General features: G+C 67.3%; 23 protein-coding genes and 1 pseudogene. 9 read left to right on the top strand and 15 right to left on the bottom strand.

What is annotated here, in order from left to right:
• The 8 genes and pseudogenes from QZ847_RS15715 to QZ847_RS15685 all read left to right on the top strand — a co-directional run.
• Positions 1-465: pseudogene (locus QZ847_RS15715) on the top strand (phosphoserine aminotransferase); the annotation flags it as partial.
• Positions 466-577: 112 nt separating this feature from the next.
• Complete coding sequence (gene serA / locus QZ847_RS15710; protein WP_294358291.1) at positions 578-2,155, top strand: phosphoglycerate dehydrogenase; 1,578 nt, start codon at positions 578-580, stop codon at positions 2,153-2,155.
• A 153-nt stretch (positions 2,156-2,308) separates the two neighbouring features.
• Entirely contained in the window at positions 2,309-2,647 is a 339-nt protein-coding gene (locus QZ847_RS15705) for a DUF559 domain-containing protein (RefSeq protein WP_366930208.1), read from the top strand.
• Positions 2,644-3,741, top strand: a complete 1,098-nt coding sequence (locus tag QZ847_RS15700) for an ATP phosphoribosyltransferase regulatory subunit (RefSeq protein ID WP_294358289.1) — start codon at positions 2,644-2,646, stop codon at positions 3,739-3,741. Before QZ847_RS15705 ends, QZ847_RS15700 begins: the two co-directional genes overlap by 4 nt.
• A 45-nt stretch (positions 3,742-3,786) precedes the next feature.
• Positions 3,787-4,083, top strand: a complete 297-nt coding sequence (locus QZ847_RS17035) for a DUF4336 domain-containing protein (protein WP_366930207.1) — start codon at positions 3,787-3,789, stop codon at positions 4,081-4,083.
• Entirely contained in the window at positions 4,080-4,490 is a 411-nt protein-coding gene (locus tag QZ847_RS15695; RefSeq protein WP_294358287.1) for a hypothetical protein, read from the top strand. The genes QZ847_RS17035 and QZ847_RS15695 overlap by 4 nt, the downstream gene beginning before the upstream one ends.
• Before the next feature lie 266 nt (positions 4,491-4,756).
• Positions 4,757-6,046 (top strand): adenylosuccinate synthase, encoded by a 1,290-nt coding sequence (locus QZ847_RS15690; RefSeq protein ID WP_294358285.1) that lies wholly within the window; start codon positions 4,757-4,759, stop codon positions 6,044-6,046.
• A gap of 100 nt (positions 6,047-6,146) precedes the next feature.
• A complete protein-coding gene (locus tag QZ847_RS15685; protein WP_294358280.1) occupies positions 6,147-6,479 on the top strand; it encodes a hypothetical protein in 333 nt (110 codons plus the stop codon).
• 234 nt (positions 6,480-6,713) lie between these two features.
• Here the strand turns inward: QZ847_RS15685 and aroC are convergent, their stop codons facing one another.
• The 13 genes from aroC to QZ847_RS15620 form a co-directional block, all read right to left on the bottom strand.
• Entirely contained in the window at positions 6,714-7,781 is a 1,068-nt protein-coding gene (gene aroC / locus QZ847_RS15680; protein WP_294358277.1) for a chorismate synthase, read from the bottom strand.
• Positions 7,778-8,299, bottom strand: coding sequence for a GNAT family N-acetyltransferase (locus QZ847_RS15675; RefSeq protein WP_294358275.1), 522 nt, complete (start codon positions 8,297-8,299; stop codon positions 7,778-7,780). Before QZ847_RS15675 ends, aroC begins: the two co-directional genes overlap by 4 nt.
• On the bottom strand, positions 8,296-8,670 hold the full coding sequence (locus tag QZ847_RS15670) for a hypothetical protein (protein WP_294358272.1): 375 nt from the start codon (positions 8,668-8,670) through the stop codon (positions 8,296-8,298). The genes QZ847_RS15675 and QZ847_RS15670 overlap by 4 nt, the downstream gene beginning before the upstream one ends.
• Positions 8,667-9,470 carry an enoyl-ACP reductase FabI gene (fabI, locus tag QZ847_RS15665; RefSeq protein ID WP_294358269.1) on the bottom strand — a complete coding sequence of 268 codons (804 nt, stop codon included), beginning with the start codon at positions 9,468-9,470 and terminating at the stop codon, positions 8,667-8,669. The genes QZ847_RS15670 and fabI overlap by 4 nt, the downstream gene beginning before the upstream one ends.
• Entirely contained in the window at positions 9,467-10,450 is a 984-nt protein-coding gene (locus QZ847_RS15660) for a YihY/virulence factor BrkB family protein (protein ID WP_294358266.1), read from the bottom strand. The genes fabI and QZ847_RS15660 overlap by 4 nt, the downstream gene beginning before the upstream one ends.
• Positions 10,451-11,401 (bottom strand): DnaJ C-terminal domain-containing protein, encoded by a 951-nt coding sequence (locus tag QZ847_RS15655; RefSeq protein WP_294358264.1) that lies wholly within the window; start codon positions 11,399-11,401, stop codon positions 10,451-10,453.
• Between the two features lie 57 nt (positions 11,402-11,458).
• The gene (locus QZ847_RS15650) at positions 11,459-12,346 is read right to left on the bottom strand and encodes a transglutaminase family protein (protein WP_294358262.1); all 888 of its coding nucleotides are present in this window, start codon (positions 12,344-12,346) and stop codon (positions 11,459-11,461) included.
• A complete protein-coding gene (locus QZ847_RS15645) occupies positions 12,343-14,814 on the bottom strand; it encodes a circularly permuted type 2 ATP-grasp protein (protein ID WP_294358261.1) in 2,472 nt (823 codons plus the stop codon). The genes QZ847_RS15650 and QZ847_RS15645 overlap by 4 nt, the downstream gene beginning before the upstream one ends.
• A gap of 91 nt (positions 14,815-14,905) precedes the next feature.
• Entirely contained in the window at positions 14,906-15,952 is a 1,047-nt protein-coding gene (locus QZ847_RS15640) for a glycosyltransferase family 2 protein (protein ID WP_294358258.1), read from the bottom strand.
• 99 nt (positions 15,953-16,051) lie between these two features.
• A complete protein-coding gene (locus tag QZ847_RS15635; protein WP_294358256.1) occupies positions 16,052-17,500 on the bottom strand; it encodes a M48 family metalloprotease in 1,449 nt (482 codons plus the stop codon).
• Positions 17,501-17,587: 87 nt separating this feature from the next.
• Complete coding sequence (locus QZ847_RS15630) at positions 17,588-19,420, bottom strand: DUF885 family protein (RefSeq protein WP_294358254.1); 1,833 nt, start codon at positions 19,418-19,420, stop codon at positions 17,588-17,590.
• A gap of 96 nt (positions 19,421-19,516) precedes the next feature.
• Positions 19,517-21,631, bottom strand: coding sequence for a bifunctional (p)ppGpp synthetase/guanosine-3',5'-bis(diphosphate) 3'-pyrophosphohydrolase (locus tag QZ847_RS15625; protein ID WP_294358251.1), 2,115 nt, complete (start codon positions 21,629-21,631; stop codon positions 19,517-19,519).
• Positions 21,632-21,787: 156 nt separating this feature from the next.
• Positions 21,788-22,123 carry a hypothetical protein gene (locus tag QZ847_RS15620; RefSeq protein WP_294358250.1) on the bottom strand — a complete coding sequence of 112 codons (336 nt, stop codon included), beginning with the start codon at positions 22,121-22,123 and terminating at the stop codon, positions 21,788-21,790.
• A 172-nt stretch (positions 22,124-22,295) separates the two neighbouring features.
• Here QZ847_RS15620 and QZ847_RS15615 point away from each other — a divergent pair, with 172 nt between their 5' ends.
• A complete protein-coding gene (locus QZ847_RS15615) occupies positions 22,296-22,766 on the top strand; it encodes a helix-turn-helix domain-containing protein (protein ID WP_294192173.1) in 471 nt (156 codons plus the stop codon).
• Between the two features lie 8 nt (positions 22,767-22,774).
• Here the strand turns inward: QZ847_RS15615 and QZ847_RS15610 are convergent, their stop codons facing one another.
• Positions 22,775-23,221 carry a thioesterase family protein gene (locus QZ847_RS15610; RefSeq protein ID WP_294358247.1) on the bottom strand — a complete coding sequence of 149 codons (447 nt, stop codon included), beginning with the start codon at positions 23,219-23,221 and terminating at the stop codon, positions 22,775-22,777.
• Entirely contained in the window at positions 23,221-23,994 is a 774-nt protein-coding gene (locus tag QZ847_RS15605; RefSeq protein ID WP_294358244.1) for a sulfite exporter TauE/SafE family protein, read from the bottom strand. The genes QZ847_RS15610 and QZ847_RS15605 overlap by 1 nt, the downstream gene beginning before the upstream one ends.
• Positions 23,995-24,041: the final 47 nt, after the last annotated feature.

The raw sequence follows: 24,041 nt of genomic DNA, 5'->3' as shown, positions 1-24,041 counted from the left end.
TGGCCGCTGCCCAAGGTGTTCCGCCTGACGAGCAAGGGCAAAGTGTCGGAAGGCATCTTCAAGGGTGAGACGATCAACACGCCGTCGATGCTGGCGGTCGAGGACGCGATCTGGTCGCTCGAATGGGCAAAGTCGCTGGGGGAAGGCGGGCTGATCGCGCGCTCCGACGCCAACGCCGCCGCGCTCGACCGGATCGTGGCGGAGCGCGACTGGCTTGGGCATCTGGCGGAAGACGAAGCGTCGCGCTCGAAGACCAGCGTCTGCCTGACGGTCGCCGGCGCGGACGAGGCGCTGATCAAGAAGATGGCGTCGCTGCTCGAGGCCGAAGGCGCTGCGTACGATGTTGCCGGCTACCGCGACGCGCCGCCGGGCTTGCGGATCTGGTGCGGCGCGACGGTCGACACCGCCGACATCGAGGCGCTCGGACCGTGGCTCGACTGGGCCTACGCGCAAGCGCGCGGCTGACATTCCATCAGTGGTGAGGAGCGATCTCACCGGTTCACATCAACATAAGGGTCGGCGCGTGGGACAAGTCCTCACCCCGACCCTCTCCCCACAGGGGAGAGGGAGTAACGACATGCCCAAGGTACTGATTTCCGACAAGATGGACCCGCGTGCGGCGCAAATCTTCCGTGAGCGCGGTGTCGAGGTCGACGAGATCACCGGCAAGACGCCTGATGAGCTGAAGGCGATTATCGGCGACTACGACGGTCTCGCGATCCGATCCTCGACCAAGGTCACCGCCGCCATTCTCGAACACGCGACCAATCTGAAGGTCGTCGGCCGCGCCGGGATCGGCGTCGACAACGTCGATATCCCCGCCGCATCGGCGAAGGGCGTGGTCGTGATGAACACGCCGTTCGGCAATTCGATCACCACCGCGGAGCACGCCATCGCGCTGATGTTCGCGCTCGCCCGCCAATTGCCGGAGGCGGATGCCTCGACGCAGGCCGGCAAGTGGGAGAAGAACCGCTTCATGGGGGTCGAGCTGACCTCCAAGACGCTCGGGCTGATCGGCGCGGGCAACATCGGCTCGATCGTCGCCGATCGTGCGCGCGGGTTGAAGATGAAGGTCGTCGCATTCGACCCCTTCCTCACCCCCGAGCGTGCGGTCGAGATCGGCGTAGAGAAGGTGACGCTCGACGAGTTGCTCGCCCGCGCCGACTTCATCACGCTCCACACGCCGCTGACCGACCAAACGCGCAACATCCTGTCGGCGGAAAACATCGCCAAGACGAAGAAGGGCGTCCGGATCATCAACTGCGCGCGTGGCGGGCTGATCGACGAGGCGGCGTTGAAGGACGCGCTCGATAGCGGCCATGTCGCGGGTGCAGCGCTCGACGTGTTCGTCGAGGAGCCGGCCAAGGCGTCGCCGCTGTTCGGCACGCCCAATTTCGTCTCCACTCCGCATCTCGGCGCATCGACCACAGAGGCGCAGGTCAATGTCGCGATTCAGGTCGCCGAGCAGATGGCCGATTACCTCGTCTCGGGCGGCGTCACCAACGCGCTCAACATGCCAAGCCTGTCGGCGGAGGAAGCACCCAAGCTCAAGCCGTACATGGCGCTGGCGGAGAAGCTCGGCAGCCTCGTCGGGCAGTTGTCGACCGGTGCGATCGACCGCATCTCGGTCCATACCGAAGGCGCCGCGGCCGAGCTCAACCAGAAGCCGATCACGAGCGCGGTGCTCGCCGGATTCCTGCGCACGCAGACCGCGACCGTCAACATGGTCAACGCGCCACTCCTCGCACGCGACCGCGGCATGGAAGTGCGCGAGATCAGAAGCGAGCGCGAGGGTGATTACCACACGCTCCTGCGCGTCTCGGTCCGCACCGCGGACGGAGAGCGCTCGGTCGTGGGCACCTTGTTCGGCGACGCGGCACCGCGGTTGGTCGAATTGTTCGGGATCAAGGTCGAGGCCGATCTGGCGGGCCCGATGCTCTACGTTGTCAACGAGGATGCGCCCGGCTTTATCGGCCGGCTCGGCACGCTGCTCGGCGAGGCGGGTGTGAACATCGGCACCTTCCACCTCGGCCGGCGCCAGGCGGGGGGCGAGGCGGTGCTGCTCCTATCGGTCGACGAGCCCGTCGACGGCGACCTGCTCGCGCGCGTCAAGGCGCTGCCCGGCGTCAAGATTGCGATGGGGCTGACGTTCTGAGGTGAGGTGCGGGGGAGGGGCGTCGAAAGCCCTCTCCCCTCCAGGGAGAAGGTTGGGTGAGGGGTTGCGTCGGCGCTGCCCTTCGAAATGGTCGTGCAATGCAGAGCGATCTCGTGCCTCGTGACCACGCTCGACGACTGCGGCGCGAGATGACTGAGCCGGGATGATAGGCTTTGGTCAGCCCTTCGCGATCGTCTGTTCCTTGGCGTTAAATTCTCTCGCCAAATCGTCATCGGCAGCTACATTGCCGGCTTCTGCGCTCGCGGACACCGCATCATCGTGGAGGTTGACGGCGACACGCACGCGGGCGACGGAGCGCACGACGAGCGACGGACGGCGTGGCTCGCTGTACAAGGCTTTCGTGTGATCCGGTTCAACAACGCGGACGTGATGAGCAATCTTGATGGCGTACTAGCCGCCATCGGCGTGGCGCTTGGGGCGGCTTCTCACCCCAGCCCTCTCCTCGCAGGGGAAAGGGAGCGGATCGCGTGACCGTGCTCCTCCCCGAAGGTCTGCGCGACCGGCTGCCGCCGCATGCCGACGCTGCCGCAGCGGTCGAGGCGCGCCTGCTCGCCGCCGTACGCCTGCACGGCTACGAACGCGTCGACCCGCCGCTCGCTGAATATGCCGAGAGCCTGTCGACGCGCCTCAAGGCCGGTGGGCTGACCGACGCGGTGCGCTTCGTCGATCCGGTGTCGCAGCGCACGCTCGCAGTCCGGCCCGATCTGACCGCGCAGGTCGCGCGGATCGCGGCGACGCGGATGGCGCACCATCCGCGTCCGGTGCGATTGAGCTACGCCGGCTCGATCCTCAAGCTGCGCGGCGGGCAGCTCTCGCCCGCACGTGAGTTGCGGCAGATCGGTGCAGAACTGATCGGACTCGACTCGGTCGCCGCCGCGCGAGAGGTCGTGATCGTCGCAGTGGAGGCGCTGGAGGCCGCCGGTGTTTCCGGCGTGTCGATCGACTTCACGCTACCGGATCTGGTCGATGCGCTCGCAAATGGGCCGATGCCGGTCGCCGCTGATCACCTCGAGCACTTACGCGACCGGCTGGACGCGAAGGATGCCGGCAGCGTCGCGCAGATCGCACCCGCCTATCTGCCGCTGGTCGAGGCCGCGGGACCGTTCGATCAGGCGCTCGCGCGGTTGCGCGCGTTCGACACCACCGGCGTGCTGGCATCGCGGCTCGACGGTCTGGCGGAGATCGCACGCGCGGTCGACGGCCGCGTCGCACTGACCCTCGACCCGACCGAGCGGCACGGGTTCGAGTATCAGACCTGGCTCGGCTTCTCGCTGTTCGTGCGCGGCGCCAGCGCGGAGATCGGCCGCGGCGGCACCTACACGATCGTCCACGAAGGCGGCGCGGAGGAGGTGGCGACCGGCTTCTCGCTCTACGGCGACCGGCTGGCGAGCGAACCCGCACCCGAGCGACGCCGGCTGTTCCTGCCGCTCGGCACCGCCCCCGCCGACGCCACGGCGATGCGCGCTGTTGGCTGGGTCACCGTTGCCGCCCTCGAGGAAAGCGACACGCCAGGGGCGCAACTATGCACGCATGTGTTGGAAGCGGGCGAGGTGCGCCAATTGTAAAATAGTGTCGGGCTTTCGCCCAACGCGGCGCCTGAGGATAAGTGGATGCTGCAGCCGTTCGGTAGAGACCTGTGGATCGTTGATGGGCCAGCTGTGTCGGTCGCAGGGTTTGTCTATCCGACGCGTATGGCCGTCATCCGCCTGTCGGACGGCGCTTTACTGATCTGGTCGCCCACAGCTCTTTCCGACGAGCTTCAGGCCGCGGTCGATGATCTGGGATCGGTCAGACATCTCGTCGCGCCAACACGCTGCACCATGTATTCGTTGGTGAGTGGCAGGTCGCATACCCGGACGCGCTCTCCTACGCCGTGCCGGCATTGCGGATCAAACGGCCGGACTTGAGGTGGGATCGCGACCTTGAGGATGTGCCGGCGCCGGGTTGGTCGGGCGACATCGATCAGGTCGTCGTCGGAAATAACCGGTTAACTATGGAGGTCGTGTTCTTCCACCGCGCGAGCCGGACGGCGCTCTTCGCCGATCTCATCCAGCACTTCGAAGCAGGTTGGTTCAAGGGATGGCGGGCCATGATCGCCAAGCTCGATTTTCTAACCGCCGACAAACCAACGGTTCCGCGAAAATTCCGGATGTCTTTTCGCGATCGCGTGTCCGCCATAGAGGCGGCACGACGCATAAGGGCGTGGCCGACTGAGTGCGTGCTGATGGCGCATGGCGCGCCGGTGAGACGCGACGGTCAACGGGCAATCGCACACGCTTTCGATTGGCTGCTTCGCGAAAAGGTGGCGCGGTAATCGGCACCTAGCAGTGGCAGCGTTCATGCTCTTTATCGAAGCCCGACCGCTTTCCCGGATTGATGGTCGTCGCCAGAGATGCCGTTACTCTTTTTCACCGCCGTGAAGTCTCGCGGGCGCACACATGCGCGGGGAGTGACCTTCCGCCCGGTTGACCCGCCGCGCGCGCGCGGCTACCCGCGCCGCGGACAATTCGGAACCGTTCGCGCGCCGAGCCCTGTCGAAGGGCGCGCGGATTGCACGCGGCAGGCGGAGTTCTGTATCTCATGGCGAACGTAGCGGTGATCGGCGCTCAGTGGGGCGACGAGGGCAAGGGCAAGGTCGTTGACTGGCTGGCCGAGCGCGCCGACGTGGTCGTCCGCTTTCAGGGCGGGCACAACGCGGGCCATACGCTGGTGGTCGGTGAGAACGTCTACAAGCTGTCGCTGCTGCCATCGGGCATCGTGCGCGGCACGCCGTCGGTGATCGGCAACGGCGTGGTGCTCGATCCCTGGGCGCTTCGCGACGAGGTGCAGCGGCTGGGCGAGCAGGGCGTCGTCGCCACTCCCGACACGCTCAGGATCGCGGACACTTGCGCGCTGATCCTGCCGTTCCACCGCGATCTGGATGCCTTGCGCGAGGATGCGAGTGGCGCGGGGAAGATCGGCACCACGCGCCGCGGCATCGGTCCGGCGTATGAGGACAAGGTTGGGCGTCGCGCGCTGCGTGTCTGCGACCTAGCGCATCTGGATGATCTCGGCCCTCAGCTCGACCGCCTATGCGCGCACCACGACGCGCTGCGTGCCGGTTTCGGTGAGGCGCCGATCGATCGCGAGCGCCTGCTCGCCGACCTGCGCGAGATCGCCAATTTCGTTCTCTCGTTCGCGAAGCCGGTCTGGCGCGACCTGAACGAGGCGCGGACCGCCGGTCGCCGCATCCTGTTCGAGGGCGCGCAGGGCGTGCTGCTCGACGTCGACCACGGCACCTACCCCTATGTCACCTCGTCAAACACGATCGCGGGCACCGCGGCGGGCGGATCGGGGCTGGGACCGGCGGCGGTCGGCTTCGTGCTCGGCATCGCCAAGGCGTACACGACGCGGGTCGGCTCGGGACCGTTTCCGACCGAGCTAGACGACGCGACCGGCGAGCGGCTCGGCACGCGCGGGCGCGAATTCGGCACGGTGACGGGACGCAAGCGGCGGTGCGGCTGGTTCGACGCGGTGCTGGTGCGCCAGTCGGCGGCGGTTAGCGGCATCACCGGAATCGCGCTCACCAAGCTCGATGTACTCGACGGGTTCGAGACGATCAGCATCTGCACGGGCTACCGCCTGCGCGGGCAAGAGCTCGACTATTACCCCGCGCACGCCAAGGATCAGGCGGAGGTCGAGCCGGTCTACGAGGTGATGGAAGGTTGGTCCGGCTCAACCGCGGGTGCGCGCAGCTGGGCCGACCTGCCGGCGCAGGCGATCAAGTACATCCGCCGCGTCGAGGAGTTGATCCGCTGTCCGGTAGCACTCGTCTCTACCAGCCCGGAGCGCGAGGATACGATCCTTGTCCGCGATCCGTTCGCGGATTGACCCGGCAAATATACGAAAAGGCCCCGGCGTAACCCGGGCCTTTCTGTGTCAACTCATACTGCGCGTTTAGCGCGGCGCGCTGCCCATCGCATTCGGCGTCGTGCTCATCGGATCGGTCGATGGCATCATCGTCGAGTCGGTGGTTGACGTGCTCGGCATTGTGCTGGGCGACGACATCGTGCCCTTGCGCGTGCTGCGACGCGTTGACCGCGTCGTCGTGGTGGTCGACGGGGTGCTCATGGTCGAGTTGGTCGACATCGTGCTGCCGGTGCTCGGCGACGTCGGGTTCATCGTGCCCATCGTGCCGGTCTGGGTACCCATCGTGCCGGTCGTGGTGCCGGCGCCCATCGTGCCGCCGGCGGTACCGCCGGTCGTCTGCGCAGAAGCAATTGCGGGGAGCGCAAGCGCCACCGCGGCGAGGGGGATCATGTAACGCATCTCAGTCTCTCCTTCGTATCGGAAGGCTCAACGAGGGCTGTTGCAAGATGTTCCGAGGGCAGGCCGCCGCCGCGGCCGGCTGGTCCAGCGACAAGACAGGTAGAGGCCCTAAGACTTGGTAGAGGCCCGCAGACTTGTCGTGGATCAGTACGAATCAACGACTATGATCTGAAAGAATGTACTTGGCAGCTCGGTTATGAGCACGAGTTTTATTGCTCTCTCGCAACAATCATCCACATTGCGCCCGGTGGAGCAGCGCCTGATCGGCGAGCACCAGCGCGACCATGGCCTCCACCACCGGCACGCCGCGGATGCCGACGCAAGGGTCATGGCGCCCGCGCGTCGCGATCTGCGCCGCTTCGCCGGCGCGTGAGATCGTCTCGACCGGAGTCAGGATGGAACTGGTCGGCTTGAATGCGACGCGAAGTCGGATCGGCTGCCCGGTCGCTATCCCACCCGCGATCCCACCGGCGTGATTCGCGAGAAACGCAGGCCTATCAGCGCCGGGGCGCATCGCATCGGCGTTCTGCTCGCCCGTCAGCGCCGCGGCAGCGAAGCCGTCCCCGATCTCCACGCCCTTGACCGCGTTGATCGACATCGCCGCGGCGGCGAGTTCGCTGTCGAGCTTGGCGTAGAGTGGCGCCCCCCAGCCGGCGGGCACACCCGACGCCTCGCACGCGACCACCGCGCCGAGCGATGATCCCGCCTTGCGCGCGGTATCGACCTTCGCCTCCCAGCGCGCAGCAGCAGCGGCGTCGGGGCAGAAGAACGGATTGGCGTCGATCTGCGCGTCGTCGAAGTTGGCGGGATCGACCGCGTCGCCGCCGATCGCCTCGACCCAGGCGCGGATGCGCACTTGCGGCACGACTAGGCGCGCGACGGCGCCGGCCGCGACGCGCGACGCGGTCTCGCGTGCCGACGACCGCCCGCCGCCGCGATAGTCGCGGAAGCCGTATTTGGCATCATAGGCGTAATCGGCGTGTCCGGGCCGATAGGCCTGCGCGACCTCCGAATAATCCTTCGATCGTTGGTCGACGTTCTCGATCATCAGGCTGATCGGCGTGCCGGTTGTCTTGCCCTCGAACACACCCGACAGAATGCGTATTTGGTCGGGCTCGCGTCGCTGCGTCGTGAAGCGCGAGGTGCCCGGGCGCCGCTGGTCGAGCCACGGCTGGATGTCGCTTTCGGTCAGCGCGATGCCCGGCGGGCAGCCATCGACCACCGTGCCGATCGCCGGCCCGTGGCTCTCTCCCCAGGTGGTGAAGCGAAATACACGGCCGAAGGTGTTGAAGCTCATGGTTGCGACAGCCTGGCAAATGCGGGTGCGTGACGGGCATGTTCGCGCACTCCGCACGGCACCAACCCACCCTGTAACGCCAGCGCCATCAGGTAATCGCCCGCATAAGGCGAGTCGAAATTGCGCGCGAAATCAGCATCGAACCCGAAGCGCGCGTAGAAAGCGGGATCGCCCAGCACGAAGCACAGCATCACGCCTTCCTGCTCCAGCCGGTTGATCCCGGCCTGGATCAGCGCCTCGGCGACCCCTTTGTGGCGGTAGTCCGCCGCGACCGCCACTGGCGCCAGCGCGACCGCCGCGATCGGCTTGCCCGCGACCGCCACGTCCATGCGGCTGAATGCCACCGTCCCGGCGAGCGTGCCCGTGTCCTCGTCATGCGCGGCGAGCATCAGCACCATGTCGCCTGCGATGCACAGATCGCGGACCAGATCGGCTTCCTCCGCTTGTGCGAAGCTGGTGCGCAGCAGTGCGTCGATCGCGGCAACGTCATGTCCGCTGGCGGGCCGGATCGCGATCACGCGCGCTCGCTCGCGCGGGTCAGCCGCCTGATCTCGGCGCGCGGGCGAAAGCGCAGCGCCGACCAGTCGTCGTCCAACGCGACCTGTGTCACTGGGAGGAAGTCCGCGGCCGCCAGCATCTCCCAACCCATATCTCGCGACAAGTCGCTAGCGTGCGCGCCCGAGCGTTTGGAATAGCCCAAACCAAGCCGTTTGCCCGGCGCAAAGGAAGCTGCGACCCCGGCGCGATCGCGCACGAGTACCAAATTCGTCTCGGAGTTCTGCTCGTCGCTCGCGGGTAGGGCCGCAGCGAACGCGGGCGGCAGGTCGACGCACGCGGGCGCCTCGCTCGGCCTCAGGCCTGGCTTCTCGAGAACGCTGCGCCCGTTCACGCCAGCGCGATGTCGGGCGCGTCCTCGGCCTTCATGCCGATGACGTTGTAGCCGGCATCGACGTGGTGGATCTCGCCCGTCACGCCCGATGCGAGATCGGACAGCAGGTACAGCCCCGCACCGCCGACGTCGTCGATCGTCACGTTGCGGCGTAGCGGCGAGTTGAGCTCGTTCCACTTCAGGATGTAGCGGAAGTCGCCGATTCCGCTCGCCGCCAGCGTCTTGATCGGACCCGCCGAGATCGCGTTGACGCGGATGTTCTCGGGCCCCAAGTCCATCGCCAGATATTTGACGCTGGTCTCCAGCGCGGCCTTGGCGACGCCCATGACGTTGTAATGCGGCACGACCTTCTCCGCGCCGTAATAGCTGAGCGTCAGCAGGCTGCCGCCGTTCGGCATCATCGCGCGCGCGCGCTTCGCCACTGCGACGAAGCTGTACGCCGATACGTTCATCGTCAGCAGGAAATTGTCGAGGCTGGTGTCGACGTATTTGCCGCGAAGCTCGTTCTTGTCGGAGAAACCGATCGCGTGAACGACGAAGTCAAGCGTCGGCCAGTCGGCGGCAAGCGCGGCGAACGCCGCATCCAGCCGCGTCATGTCCGACACGTCGCAGTCGATTAGCTTGCTCGACCCGAGCTGCTCGGCAAGCGGGCGGACGCGCTTTTCGAGCGACTCACCCTGGTAGGAGAAGGCGAGTTCGGCACCCGCCTCGCTCAGCTTCTTCGCGATACCCCATGCGAGCGACCGATCGTTGGCGAGCCCCATGATCAGCCCGCGCTTGCCCGCCATCAATTCGTTCACGCCGTCGCCGTCCCTGCTATCATCTTGTCAGCTGTTCCCTCTACAACCGGTTCGGGCGGTTCCGCCAGTGCCGCGTTCAGATGCGCACCGAACACGAGGCCGAGCCCGATCAGGTAGAAGAACAGCAGCATCACGACCACGCCCGCCAGACTGCCATAGGTCAAGTCGTAACCACCCAGTTTGGAGAGCACCCAGGGTAGTCCTGCGGTCATGCTCACCCACCAAATCGCGGTGAACAGCGCGCCTGGCCATTTGCGATTATCGCTGTGACGGTATTTGCCCGGCGTGACCGAGTAGAACAGCATGTACAGGGCGCCAAACATGATCGCCGCGGGCACGAAGCGCGCGAGCCCCAGCCACCCCGCGATGTTCTGCGCGAACGGCAGCAGGCGGTAGATGAACTGCTCGGCCGCGGTTAGCAGCCCTTGCACGAAGAATGAGACGAGCGCGACCAGCACCGAGGCGACGATCGCTAGCGTCAAACCCAGCCGCGCACGCCACAGCGACTGCGTCGCGTGCGTGCCATAGGCGCGGCGGAAGATGTCGCGGATCGTCTCCACGAAGCTGCCGACGGTCCACAGTCCGACGAGCGCACCTAGCCACAACAGCGATCCCGTGCGCGCCTGCAGCACGTCAGCGATCGGCTTGCGCAGCAGCTCGGCCGACTCCGGTGGTAGGACCGAGAGGAAGCTCGCCACCGCGCGCTGCGTTTCCGTGCTCTGCCCAACGAGCGACAGCACCGCCGCCGCCACGATGAAGAACGGAAACAGCGTCATTAGTGCGAGATAGGCAAGGTTGCCCGCGTGGATGAACCCGTCGTTGTAGACGCCGATCGCAGCGCGTTTCATCACCTCGAAGAAGGTGCTGCCCGGCTTCACGCGGGCATATTCCTTCGACACCATCGCGCGTGCACGGGCGTGATGCCGGGCGCGATCCTCCGGCGTCAGCGAGGGCGGTGCGTCAGTGTCGGTCACCTCCATTCAGACTCCCATCGCCTCGCGCGGGTTCCGGTTCGCGGGCGACCAGTCGGCGATGAACGCCTTCAACGCGGCATCGTCCGCGGGCACGTCAACCATCAGCGTGACGAGCTGGTCGCCGCGACCGCCGCCTTTCTTGTGGAACCCCTTGCCCTTCAGCCGCAGCGTCTTGCCGCTGGTCGCGCCGGGCGCGATCGTCAGCATGACCGGCTTCTCGACCGTCGGCGCCTTCACTGCGCCGCCCAGTACCGCCTCCGAGAGGGTGATCGGCAGATCGAGCCGCACGTCGTCGCCGTGGCGGGTGAAGAAGCGGTGCGGCACGACCTCGATCGTCACGATCGCGTCGCCTGCGCCGCCCGGCCCCGGCTCACCCTTGCCCGTCAGCCGCATCTGCGTGCCGTCCTCGACACCCGCAGGCAGCTTCAGGTCGATCGTCTTGCCATCGCCCAGCGTAATTCGCTGGGCTGCGAGAGCCGCCGCATCGACGAAGGGAACGCGCAGGCGATATTGCACGTTTGCCCCTTTCGCGCGCGGCGCCTGCTGGCGTCGGCCGAAGCCGCTCGCAAAGCCGCCACCACCCCCCTGCCGCCCGCCGAACAGTCCTTCAAAGATGTCGGACATGTCCGCGCCTTCGCCGCCGAAGTCGAACTGCTGCCCCTGAAAGCCGCCGCCCATTCCGCCCGGCCGCTGCCCACCGCCCATGCCGCCGCCGAAGCCGAACGGTGCAGCGGGGTTGCCGTCGCCGTCGATCTCGCCGCGGTCGAAGCGCGCGCGCTTGTCCTTGTCGGTCAGCAAATCGTACGCGCTCGTCACCTGGCTGAACCGCTCGGACGCCTTGGGATTGTCCTTGTTGCGGTCCGGATGAAGCTCCTTGGCGAGCTTGCGATACGCTTTCTTGATGTCGGCCTCGGACGCGCCCCGCGCGACGCCCAAGGTCTGATACGGATCGGCCATCTATTCCCCGTTGAGTGTGTTACCCGACTATGTGGGGCAGGTTGATGTTGAGTGCAATCACGCCGGCGCCTCTTGGGGGGCGACGTCGACGCTGACCTCCATCGACTGCGCGCCTGACCCGAGCACGACGCCATCCACCGGCGCGATCTCGGCATAGTCGCGCCCGACCGCGACGACGATGTGGTCGCCCGCCATCCAGATGCCGTTGGTGGGATCGAGCCCCACCCAGCCGTGATCGGGGCCGCACCACAAAAGCACCCAGGCGTGCGTCGCATCAGCGCCGACCAGCCGCTCCTGTCCGGGCGGCGGGATGGTGCGGATATAACCCGAGGCGTAGGCAGCCGGCAGTCCCGCAGCGCGCAGCCCGTTGATCATGATCTGCGCGAAATCCTGACACACGCCGCGGCGTTTCGCGAACGCCTCGTGCGGGGGCGTGTCGACCAGCGTCGCGGCGGCGTCGAATGCGAAATCGCGCTGAATCCGCCGTGCAAGCGCGATCCCCGCCTCAAGGCACCCGCGCGTCGGCGACAGGTCGGGCGCGCAGTAATCGGCGATCGCCTGGTCGAGCGGGATCAGCGGAGAGGGGAAGAGATAGTTCGCCGGGCTCGCCGCCGACAGGTCGCTCGACGCACGCGCGAGCGCGGCGACCTGTTCGAGCGTCGGATCGCTGGCGTCGGGCATTGGTACCAGCCGGTCGACCCGTACGCGCGCCATCGACTCGATCGTCAGCCGTCGCACCGGTTGCTCGACAACCAGCCGCGTCACGTTGGCGAGGCCGGCTTCAGCGACCGCGGCATAGGTGCGACCAAACGGACTGACGCGCAATTCGTACTGCTCGACCGTCTGGCCCGGCCAGTCGATCGGGCGCAGCCGCAGATTGCAGCGCGCGAACTTGACCGCGCTGCCGTAGTCGAAGCGCGTGACGTGGACGATTTCGTAAGTCACGCCAGCGTCAGCCCGCTGGCGCGTAGCGGCTCCGCACCTTGCAGGAAATATCGCCGCGCGACCGCGTCCGAGATGCGCGCCAGCCGCCGCTCGACCTCGCTCAGCAGATCGGCGTCGATCGTCGCGGCACGCGCGGTCGCGACCAGCGCCTTCAATTCGGTCGCTTCGACCTGCTGCGGCTCGGCCATGCCGTCGTCGCCCAGCACGGGCAGCGCCGACAGATGCTCCCCGATCGCCTCGACCTGGAACGCCAGTGCGCGCGGATTGCTCGGGTCGAGGAGCACGAGGTCAATCGCGGGCACGCGCGCGACTCCGGTCAGGTAGCGCTGACGATAGCTGATCTGGCTGTTTGCGAGGTCGAGCAGCGTCGACACGTCATCCTGGCTGCCGCCGACCATGCCGAACGCGCGTGCCGCGCGCACGATCGCGCCGGCGCGTTCGATCCGGCGGCCCAGATCGTGGAACCGCCATGACCCGGTGCGCCCCATATGCTCGGCCGACAGCCCCGCGATCGCGGCGTAGCGGCGCTGGAGCGAGCCCGCGCGGTCGAGCATTCCACGATGGGTCGGAAACGGTGCGTCGAGCAGCCGCACCATGTCGGCCGACAGCCGGTCGCGGCAGCCGCCGGCGATCCGGTTGGTGTGGCCGTTGATCGTGCGCACCGATTGCCACTCGGGCGCCTCCATCGCGGTGCGCGCAAACTGCGTCAGGTCGGCGCGGCGCAGCGACGGCGGGGCAGGGGCGGCTCCGCTCGACACGATCTCGGATACCAGCCGCGCTACCGAGTCGAGGCCAAGCGCCGCGCCGGCATCGGCGTCGATCGAATTACCCAGCATGACGCGGATCGCGGTCAACAGCGCTTCGCCGCGTTCCAGATAGCGGCCGAGCCAGAAGAAATTATCGGCGACGCGGCTGGGCAGCGTGCCGGGATTGCGCCGGATCTGCTGCGCATCGATCGCTGGCAGCAGCGATAGCGATGGCACCGGCTCCTCACCGTGGACGCAGACGTCGGCCGACCACATGCCTTCGCCCATCACTGCGGCGCGGTTGTCGGCGTGTTCGCCGATCCGCGCGAAGCCGCCGGGCAGCACCTGCCAGCGACCTTCGCCATCGCGCGCGGCGAAAACGCGCAACGTGAACGGCCGCGGCATCAGCGCGTCGCCGATGACGACGGGCATGGTCGACAGCCGCACGACCTCCTGGCCGACATAATCCTGCGGACGACGGTCGAGGTCGACGAGGAAGCGCGTGCGTGCCGCATCGTCCATGTCGCTGCCCGCCACCGCGCGCTCGCCCGGCAGGCCGAGCGTCGCGCTGCCGAAGGCGGAGGACAGCAGCATCGAGCGATGCTCCTCCGCGACGTGCGCGCACTCGGACGGCTGGCCGCACCACCAGGTCGCGATCTGCGGCAGGTGAAGCTCGTCCCCGGTCAGGCGGGTGCACAGCTGCGGCAGGAACGCGCCGATCGCCGCACTCTCCAGCACGCCCGCGCCGGGCGCGTTGGCGAGCACGACGTTCCCGGCCGCGTAAGCGTCGATCAGTCCGGGCACGCCGATCCGAGAGTGGCTGTCGAACGCGAGCGGGTCTAACAACCGCGGGTCAACCCGTCGCCACAGCGCATCGATCCGCTTCAGCCCCGCAATCGTCCGGACATAGACCTTGTCCTCCAGCGCGGCGAGGTCGTCGCCCTCGACCAGCAGCAGCCCCAGATAGCGCGCGAGATGTGCCTGCTCGGGATAGCTGGTGTTGTAGCGTCCGGGGGTCAGCAGCCCAATGCGCGGATCGCTGCGCCGGCAGGCGGCGGCGAGGCCGTCGCGAAATGCCGCAAAGAAGGGGGCATGACGGCGCACGTTCAGCCGCGCCTGCAACCCGCCTAGCGTGCGGCTGACCGCCAGCCGGTTCTCCAGCGCATAGCCCGCCCCCGTCGGCATACGCAGATGGTCGGCGAGCACGCGCCACTCGCCCGATGGACCGCGCCCCAGCTCGACCGCAATGAAATGCAGGTGATGACCGCCGGGTGGCGCGAGCCCCACCAGCGGCCGCGTGAAGTGCGGGCTGCCCGTCACCAGCGCGGCGGGCAGGTGCCCGCGCGATACGAGATTGCCGGGACCGTAGAGGTCGCTCAAGATCTGCTCCAGCAGTTCGGCGCGCTGGACGACGCCGCGCTCGATATGCTGCCATTCGTCGCTGTCGATCAGCATTGGCACCGGAGACAAGGGCCACGGCCGCTCGTTCGCCTCGCCGATGACGCGGAAACCGGTGCCGATGTCGACCGAATGGCGCTGCACCCGCTCGCGCGCGTGGCCGAGATTGTCGCCCGCAACCGCGGCGAGCTCCTCCAGCATCGCGGTCCAGGCGAGATCGCCCGAGCCGCACAGCACGTCGGCGCCGCCCGTATTCGCGCAATAATCGCCGACCCAGCGGCGCGCGTGGGTGCCGGCGTCGAACAAGGCGGGTTGTGTCGCCAATCCAGTCCCCAAGCGGTGCGCCGGGTGATCTAGGTCAAGGTTGACGGCAACACAAAGGGAAAGCGTGTCGGTGCGCCGGACGCGGTTTCACTTATGCGACGCATTCGCCTGCGACCTGCTCCGCCGGGACGATCGTCGCCTCCGCCTGGAACCCCAGGGTCGCGCGGCCGTGTACCGGTCCGGCGATGTCGGCGACGAGGTAGAGCGGGCGCCGCTTCGCCTCGATGTAGAGCCGCCCCAAATACTCGCCGATCATGCCGAGCACGAACATCTGGATTGAGCTCAGCACGACGACGACGAGCATGGTCGAGGTCCAGCCCTGCACCCGGTCGCCCGCGAAATATCCCCAGGCGATGTAGAACAAGAGCAGCAGCGACACACCCGCCAGCACCACCGACAAATGGCTCGCCCAGCGAAGCGGCGCGGTCGAGAAGCCGGTCACCGCGTCGAGCGCGAGCCGTACCATCTTGCCGAGCGGGTAATTGGTCTCGCCCGCGTGTCGCTCGGCCCGGTCGTAGGGGAAGGGCACCTGGCGGAAGCCGACCCACGCGACCATGCCGCGGATGAAGCGCGCCTGTTCGGGCAGCGACAGCAGCGCGTCGAGCGCACGTCTGGTCATCAGGCGGAAGTCACCGGTGTCGAGCGGGATCGGCGTGTCGGTAACGCGGTCGAGCACGCGGTAGAAGGCGGCGGCGGTCGCCTTCTTGAACAACGTCTCGCCCTGCCGCTTGCGGCGTACCGCGTAGACCACGTCCGCGCCCTCGCGCGCCATCGCCTCGCACATGTCGCCGAGCAGCTCGGGTGGGTCCTGCAGGTCAGCATCAATGATGAGGATATACTGGCCCGAACATAGGTCGAGCCCCGCGGTCAGTGCCAGTTGGTGCCCGTGATTGCGCGACAAATTGACCGCGACGACGTGCGAATCCTCAGTCGCCAGCCGCTGCATCGCCGCCCAGCTGCCGTCGCGCGATCCGTCGTTGATTAGCACAATCTCGTGGTCATCGCCGACGACGCCGCGCACCGCCGCAGACACGCGCGCGTGGAGCAGCGGCAGCGTCGCCTCTTCGTTGTAGCACGGGATGACGACCGAGATGGCGGGGCGGCGGGCGACGGCGTGGTTTGCGAGGGGGCGGGACATGGTCGCTCGGGTAAAGCACCGTTGCTACGAACGCAAAGGCGCGCGTGCGGCTTGCCCCGCCCCGCGCGCCGTTCGCCGGACAGCAGCTAACGCCGCGGATCAGCCAGCGACCACCAGCTTCACCAGCATGCCGGGCGTGAGGCGCGCGTCGTCGCCAAGGCCGTTGAGCGTCAGAAATCGCTCGCGCTGGTAGTTCGGGTACGCCATTTGCCGTGCGAGGCTATCGACCGTGTCGCCGGCCTTGACGGTCGCGATGCGGATGCGCTTGCCCTTGATGGCCGCGGCCTCGGTCGCGCTCAATGGCGCGAGACTTTCGACGAGCGGTGCAAAGGCGCCGATACCAGACCCGCGCAGGGTAACGAGCGTGAAATCGTAGGTGGCACTCGGGAAGGCATAGGCTACGATCGTCGCGTCGACGGCGCGGCCGTTCGCCGACGCGCCGACGGTCGACCAGGCGTAGTTGATGCCGTTGGTGCGTCCGGTGCGAACCTCGCCACTGGCGGAAGCGCCGAGGCTGGAAAAGCGCTGCGCGATGAAGCCGGGCAAGTCGTTGGTCGCCGCGGCGGTACGGAACTGCGCCTGACCGCTGCTGCCCGATACGGTCACCGCATCGGTGCCGTTGTTGATCTGATAGCCCGCGGGCGCCGTGAAGCGGATGCGCAGGGCCGGGTGGCGGAACGTCTGCCCGTCGATCACGCCCTGCGCGGGGTCGTCGTCGTAGCGCAGCCCGTCGAGCCGGCGTAGGAAGGCGGTGTCCTGCTGCGCCGGCGGCTCGGTGCGCCCAGTCGCCTGCGCCAGCGCGCGGGCGCGGCGGATGCGGTCGACGCCATTCGGGTGCGTCGATGCCCAGGTCGGCACCGCGTTCGCGTCGCGCCCGGCGACGCGCGCCTGCAAGGTCGTCTCGTCGTTCAACTGCGCGAGCATGTCGGCGGCGGCGTAGGGGTCGTAACCTGCGGCGGTGATGTACTTCACCCCCAGCCCGTCGGCGGCATATTCCTGGTCACGGCCGTATTTGAGCGTGTACAGCGACGCCGCCTGCTGCGCGCCGCGGCCGACCAATTGCCCGAGCGCGCCGTTGCCCGCGACCGCGCCGACGACGCCCGCGAGCAGCCCGCCGATCGATGCGGTACGGTTCCGCCCCGCCGAGTGGCGCGCGGCAACGTGGCCGACTTCGTGGCCCATCACAGAGGCGAGTTCGGCCTCCGAATTCATCAGCGCCATCAGCTGCCGCGTGACGTAGACATAGCCGCCGGGGATCGCGAAGGCATTCTCGACCGGCGAGTTGAGCAGGGTGACGGTGAAGTCGCCTTGCGCGTTCGACAGCCCCGACTGCACCGCGACACGCTTGCCGACCTGCTCGACATAGGCGGCCTGCGGACCGTCATAGGCGCCGCCGAACTCGGCGAGCAGCTGCGGGTTGGCTTGCGCCCCCTGCGCCTTGTCGCTGGCGGAGATGGCCCGAACAGCGCTGGACTGGGCGACGACGGGTGTCGCGGTCGTGGCGATGGTGCCCGCGGCGAGCGCGGTGGCGGCGAACAGATAACGCATGATGGTCCTCCCGATCCGGTCACAATGCGGGAGGAGGGGTGAGGGTTGCAAGCGGGGCACGGGTGAGCCCGGCCCCGCCATGACCGATCAGGCGACCGAGCGCGCGCGCTCCTCGACGATCCGCTCCAGCATCGACAGCGGCATCGCGCCTGATTCTAGCACGTCGTGGAAATGCTTGATGTCGAACTTCGCGCCCGCGATCCGCTTGGCATTGTCGCGCGCACGCAGCCACGCGGCGTGGCCGATCTTGTACGAGCATGCCTGTCCGGGCGAGACGCAGTAACGCTCGACCTCGCGCTGCGAGCGCCCGCGCGCGAAGCCGACCGTGTTGACGAAGTAATCGGTCGCCTGCGCGTGGGTCCAGCGCTTGGTATGGATGCCCGTATCGGCGACCAGTCGCGCGGCGCGGAACAGGAAGCTCTGCAGATAGCCCGCGCGCTCGACCGGCGTCGCGTAGCCGCTGATCTCGTCCGCCAGTTGTTCGGCGTAGAGCGCCCAGCCCTCCAGATAGGCGTTGAAGAACGCGATCTTGCGCAACGGGTGCGTGGGGGCACGCTGCGCGGTCGAGATTTGCAGGTGATGCCCCGGCACGCCTTCGTGATAGGTCAGGCTCGGCAGCGTATACTTGGGCCAGTCGCCGACGCTCTTCAGGTTGATCCAGTAGATCGCCGGGCGCGAGCCATCGAGCGGCGCGCGGAAGTAGTAACCGTTCGGCGCACCATCCTGGATCGAGGGATCGACGCGCTTGATCTCGAGCGGCGCATTGGGCGGGTTGCTGAACACGCGCGGCAGCCGCGCCTGCATCGACTTCACGCCCTCGTTCAAACTGGCGAGCAGCGCGGTGCGCCCGGCGTCGGTGTTCGGGAAGAGCTGCGCCGACGATTTGTTGAGTTGATCCAGCCGCGCGCCGACGCTGCCCTGCGTCATGCCCTGACCCTTCAGGATCGCATCCAGCTGCGCCGACAGATCGGCGACCTGTTCCAGCCCCATGCGGTGCACCTCGTCCGGCGTCAGCGTGGTGGTGGTCGCCTGCGCCAGCGCGGCGGCGTAGATCGCGTCGCCGCCGGGGATCGCCCACACGCCCGCGGCCGAGCGCGCGCCGGTGCGCAGCTGCTTCATCAGCGTGATCTGCCGGTCGAGCGCGGGATAGACCTGCGCCTCGACGATCTTGGTCGCGCGCGCCTGCCAGTCGCCGGGCAGGTTCGCCGCTTTCGCACGCGTGACGAGCGATTGCACCAGCCCATTCTCGCCGGCCGGCATTCCGCGCAGCTTCGCCATCTGCCCGAGCGTCAGGTCGATCGAGAAATCGGGCGCGATGCGGCCCTTGGCCGCCTGCTCGCGCTGCACCGCGCTCTCGCCGTCGAGCTGGCGATCCATCAGCGACAGGCGATCGAGATACGCCTCCGCATCGTCGCCGGTCTGCACCGGGTGGGTCGAGGCGAGGAAGTCGGGCAGCGAGAAATAGACGCCGTCCTGCTGCGTGATCGGATAGGGGCCCTGCGGCGAGCCGAGCCCGAACCGTTCCGGGCCGACGATCTGCGAATCGATGTTGTAGAGCACGACCTCACGGTCGATCTTCGCCTGCGGCGACAGTGTGTTCGGATCGACCGCGGCGACCTCGGCGCGCATCTGCTTGGCAAGCGCCAGGTCCTTGGCGAGCGCGCCGGGACCATTGTCGCTCAGTTCATGCCGCAGGTGCGCGTTCGCACCCTTGTCGAACCCGAGCGAGGTCGCGAACTCGGGCGAGTTGGCAACCGTTTGCGCCAGCACCCGGTCGAACGCGGCAGTCAGTCTCGCGTCACCCGGCGCGGCTGCGGCGGCCGCAGGCGCGCCGGCGGTCTGCGCGATCGCGCGCGAGAAGGGCAGCGCGGATAGCGCCGCGGTCGCGGTTCCGGCGGCGAGAAAAGAACGGCGATCCATGGCGTGCATCCTGTGCGCGAGAAAAGGTCAGGGGAGTGAGCCTAATCGTCCGCACCGGTGTTGCAAGAGGCTAAGACACGTTGCCTGATGCGCGTCTCATACCCGTTCGGCGGCGTTCACCATGTCGGCGGCGCGAAGTGCTGCGAGCAGGCGCATTAGCTGATGCGCGTCATGCACCTCGACGTCGATCGTGTTGGTGTGGAACTGCGTGTCGCGGCTGTCGAGGCGGATGTTGATGATGTTTGCCTTGTGCTGGCCGATGATGGTGGCGAGGCTGCCGAGCGTGCCGGGCTCGTTCTTGACCTCGACCGAGATGCGCGCGGTCGCACCCTCGGTCTTGTTGCCCCATTTGACGTCGATCCAGTCGGTCTCCTCCTCCGACCGCTCGGCCAGATCGGCGAGCGTCGCGCAATCGATCGCGTGTACCTCGATCGACGCGTCGGGGCGGCGCAACCCGACGATGCGGTCGCCGGGCACCGGGTGACAGCAGGTGCCCAGCTCATAGGCCACGCCGGGCGCCAGGCCTTCGATCGAAATCGCGCTCGACTGCGGCGCGTGCGCGACATCGGCGCCCGCCGAACCCGGCATCAGCGCCTCCATCACCTGCTGGTCGGTCAGCGTCTTGCGCGCGATCGCCTGCATCAGCGCGCCCTCGTCGGGCAGCTTCAACCGGGCGAGCGCGTGGGTCATCGCGTCGGCGGCGAGGGTTGCCGGCAAGCGGTGGACGATGTCGTCGAACAGCTTGCGCCCGAGCGCGATCGACTGCTCGCGCTCGGTGATGCGCAGGTGGCGGCGGATCGCGGCCAGCGCCTTTCCGGTGATCGCGAACGACAGCCAGTTCGCCTGCGGCTCCTGCGCCTTTGATCGCAGCACCTGGACCTGATCGCCGTTCTCGATCGGAGTGCGCAACGGGACAACGCGGCCGTTGATCTTCGCACCGACCGCCTGATCGCCCAGATCGGTGTGGACGGCATAGGCGAAGTCGATCGGGGTGGCGCCCTTGGGCAGCTGGATCAGTTCGCCCTTGGGCGTGAAAGCGAAGATGCGATCCTGATACATCGCCATCCGCGTGTGCTCGAGCAGTTCCTCGGGCGTCTCCGCATTGTCCAAAATCTCGACCAGATCGGCGATCCAGCTCGGGCGATTGTCGGGTCCGGCGGGGGCGGCATGGTCGCCCGCCTGTTTGTATGCCCAATGCGCGGCGAGGCCGTATTCGGCCTCGGCATGCATCTCTTCGGTGCGAATCTGGATCTCGATGCGACGGTTCTCGGCGTGGATCACACTGGTGTGGAGCGAGCGGTAGCCATTGCGCTTGGGGGTCGAGATGAAGTCCTTGAAGCGTCCCGGCACCATTGGCCAGCGCCCGTGGATGATGCCCAGCGCCTTGTAGCAATCCTCGACCGTCGGCACGATGACGCGGAACGCCATGATGTCCGACAATTGCTCGAAGCTGATGTGGCGCTCCTGCATCTTGCGCCAGATGCTGTACGGGTGCTTCTGTCGCCCCGACACCTCGCCCTCGATCCCCTTGCGCGCGAGCAGCAGGTGGAGGCCCGAGCCAATCTTGGCGATCCGGTCGCCGCCGCCCTCGTTGAGGAGCGCGAGCCGCTTGGTGATCGACTCGTAGGCTTCCGGTTCGAGTTGCTGGAAGGCGAGCGTCTGCATCTCCTTCATGAACTCGTACATCCCGATCCGCTCGGCGAGCGGGGCGTAGATGTCCATCGTCTCCTTGGCGATGCGGCGGCGCTTCTCGGGCTTGGCAATGAAGTGCAGCGTGCGCATGTTGTGGAGCCGGTCGGCGAGCTTCACCAGCAGCACGCGGATGTCGCCGGACATGGCGAGCAGAAACTTGCGCAGGTTCTCCGCCGCGCGCTCACTCTCGGTCTGCGCCTCGATCTTCGACAGCTTGGTCACGCCATCGACCAGCCGCGCGACGTTGCCGCCGAAGATGCGCTCGATCTCTTCCGGCGTCGCGACCGTGTCCTCGACCGTGTCGTGGAGGATCGCGGTCGCGATCGTCTCATCGTCGAGGTGCAGCTCGGTCAGGATGCCCGCCACCTCGATCGGGTGGCTGAAATACGGGTCGCCGTTGGCGCGCTTCTGCGTTCCGTGCGCGTTGACCGAGAAGACATAGGCGCGGTTGAGCATCGCCTCGTTGGCGTCGGGGTCGTAGTCGAGCACCCGGTCGACCAGTTCGTACTGTCTGAGCACAATGCTACGATGGGGTGATTGGCTGCTGCTTTGCAACACAATTGCTTCGCTCTGGCTGATCGAGCGCGCAAAAAAGAGCCCCGGTCGCGGGAGTTGCGACCAGGGCTCACGATCTCGCGGCTGGAGAGGGCGCCGCGATGGCTTAAAGGGTGTCGATCAGTTGGCGGCGACGCTCTGCGCGGCCAGGCCCGCCTTGCCGTTGCACTTGTCGAGCTGCGCGGCATCATAGGCCTTGCCGCCGACGACGAACGACGACAATCCGCCGACATCGCGGGCGACCAGTTGGCACAGTACCGTGTCGCGCTCGGGTGCGCGCAACGCGACGAACGCGCCGTTCTGCTGCGACCACAGGGTCGATCGCGTGATCAGGCGGGTCTTCGCGACCTTCGCCACTGGGGTGGCGACATAATAGCCCGGTACCTGTGCCTGCACGCCGGTTGCGCCGATGATGGCGGCGGTCGCGATGAGGGCGGAAGCGATGCGACGGATCATGGGGAGGCTCCGTTGAAAGAAGTTGCGAATCGCTACCTATTGTCTTCAAAGAACGGTTTCAAGAAGAAACTCGCACATGCGAGTTGCGATCGGAAACCTATATGGGAGCGGTTGAAAAGCGGTTCAGCCTGCCCTGACGTTGAGCTAGGCTGGGCTGCGAAGAGGATGCGTGATGGGTCAAGTGCGTGAAAATCTGGCGGAATGCTCGCTGCCCGCGGCGTTGGAGCTGATGGGTGACCGCTGGGCGTTCCTGATCCTGCGCGCTAGCTTCAACGGATTGCACCACTTCGAGGAACTGCAGCAGGAACTCGGTATCGCGCGAAACATCCTCGCCAACCGGCTCGCACGCTTCGTCGAACACGGCATCATGGCGCGCGCCAGCGTGCCGGAGGACCGGCGCAAGATCGTCTACAATTTGACCGACAAGGGGTTCGCGCTGCTGCCCGCGATGGTGGCGCTCAGGCAATGGGGCGAGCGCTGGGAGACGGGCAGCCCGGCGTTCCCGATCCTGGTCGACGTGCGTGACGGGCGTCCGATCCAGCAGGTCGCGGTGCTGAGCCACGACGGCCGCGCGCTTGGCAAGGGCGACCTGCACTGGGCGCTGCCCGGCGACGTCGAGGAGCAGGCGGCGAGCGCCGATTGATCGCGGGATCACCCGGTCGGCAGATGCTCCAAATGCGCGCGGATCGCCGGCGGCAGCGGCACGGGGCGGCCGGTCGACAGATCGACGTGAACGCTCACCATCGTGATCGCGCAGCACAAGGTGCCGGTCGCAGGGTTCGCCAGTTCGAACCGCTTCGTGATGCTGGTGGTGCCGAGCTTCTCGATCCGCACGAACGCCTCGACCTCGTCGCCCAGACGGAACGGCGCCAGGTAATCGATCTCGGTGCGGCGGACGTTGAACTCGGCGTGGCGCCACTCGTCGCCGAGCGCCGCCGCGATTCCGCTCCAGTCCCAAAATTCGGTCACCGCGACATCGGCATATTCGAGATAGCGCGAATTGAAGACGATCTTTTGCCCGTCAATCTCGGCGTAGCGGACCTTGAAGCGGGTCGAGAAGGCGAAGCCGGGGCGGGTCGATAGGGTAGTGGCGGGCATCAGAACAGCAACCTGACGCCGACGATCGCCAGCGTGACCGCGAGTACGGGCGTGAGGACGCGGTCGGACACGCGCGTCGCGATCAGGCTGCCGACGATAATGCCGGGCACCGATCCGAGCAGCAGCGAGACGAGCAGTCCCACATCGACCGATCCGATCCACCAATGCCCCAGCCCCGCGATCAGCGTCAGCGGTACCGCGTGCGCGATGTCCGATCCCACCAGCCGCTTGACCGGTAGATGCGGGTACAGGATCAGCAGCGCCGTCATGCCGAGCGCACCCGCGCCGACCGAGGTGAGCGACACCATCACCCCCAACGCCACGCCCAGCAAGGTGGTCAGCTGTGCCAGCCGGTGCGCGGGCAATCGCTCGAACCGGGGCGCCAGTCGCGCGACAATCCGCTGGCGGAAGAACAGCGCCACCGCGGTCGCCACCAGTGCGACGCCGAGGATCAGCGCGATCACGCTGCTTGTAGTATCGCTCTTGGGCACGCGGCTGAGCACCAGCAGCGTCGCGAGCGTCGCCGGGATGCTGCCGAACGCCAGCCGGCGCACGACATGCCAGTCGACCGTTCCGCGCGAGCCGTGGACGCCGGTGCCGACTGCCTTGGTCGCCGAGGCGTAGAGCAGGTCGGTGCCGACTGCGGTCGTCGGGTGAAAGCCGAACAGCAGCACCAAGAGCGGCGTCATCAGCGATCCGCCACCGACGCCGGTCAGCCCGACCAGCATGCCGACGAGCACCCCGGCGAGCGAGTAGAGCGGGGTGACCGTCATCGCTTGAGCCGATCCGCCGTCGGCGTGGACGATCCGCTCACCGCGCG

Origin of the sequence: uncultured Sphingomonas sp. (assembly GCF_913778135.1) — a bacterium.
In the GTDB taxonomy this organism is placed as follows: Bacteria; Pseudomonadota; Alphaproteobacteria; order Sphingomonadales; family Sphingomonadaceae; genus Sphingomonas.
The sequence above is the reverse complement of the archived record's forward strand: the minus strand, read 5'-3'. Positions and strand labels throughout refer to the sequence as shown.

Bases quoted from the DNA above. Each gene is read 5' to 3' on its own strand.
- QZ847_RS15620 (WP_294358250.1), bottom strand. From the start codon at position 22,123: ATGATCCGTCGCATCGCTTCCGCCCTCATCGCGACCGCCGCCATCATC.
- QZ847_RS15660 (WP_294358266.1), bottom strand. From the start codon at position 10,450: ATGGAGGTGACCGACACTGACGCACCGCCCTCGCTGACGCCGGAGGAT.
- QZ847_RS15630 (WP_294358254.1), bottom strand. From the start codon at position 19,420: ATGGATCGCCGTTCTTTTCTCGCCGCCGGAACCGCGACCGCGGCGCTA.
- QZ847_RS15640 (WP_294358258.1), bottom strand. From the start codon at position 15,952: ATGTCCCGCCCCCTCGCAAACCACGCCGTCGCCCGCCGCCCCGCCATC.
- QZ847_RS15605 (WP_294358244.1), bottom strand. From the start codon at position 23,994: ATGACGGTCACCCCGCTCTACTCGCTCGCCGGGGTGCTCGTCGGCATG.
- serA (WP_294358291.1), top strand. From the start codon at position 578: ATGCCCAAGGTACTGATTTCCGACAAGATGGACCCGCGTGCGGCGCAA.
- QZ847_RS15690 (WP_294358285.1), top strand. From the start codon at position 4,757: ATGGCGAACGTAGCGGTGATCGGCGCTCAGTGGGGCGACGAGGGCAAG.
- QZ847_RS15610 (WP_294358247.1), bottom strand. From the start codon at position 23,221: ATGCCCGCCACTACCCTATCGACCCGCCCCGGCTTCGCCTTCTCGACC.
- QZ847_RS15655 (WP_294358264.1), bottom strand. From the start codon at position 11,401: ATGGCCGATCCGTATCAGACCTTGGGCGTCGCGCGGGGCGCGTCCGAG.
- QZ847_RS15615 (WP_294192173.1), top strand. From the start codon at position 22,296: ATGGGTCAAGTGCGTGAAAATCTGGCGGAATGCTCGCTGCCCGCGGCG.
- QZ847_RS15635 (WP_294358256.1), bottom strand. From the start codon at position 17,500: ATGCGTTATCTGTTCGCCGCCACCGCGCTCGCCGCGGGCACCATCGCC.
- QZ847_RS17035 (WP_366930207.1), top strand. From the start codon at position 3,787: ATGCTGCAGCCGTTCGGTAGAGACCTGTGGATCGTTGATGGGCCAGCT.
- aroC (WP_294358277.1), bottom strand. From the start codon at position 7,781: ATGAGCTTCAACACCTTCGGCCGTGTATTTCGCTTCACCACCTGGGGA.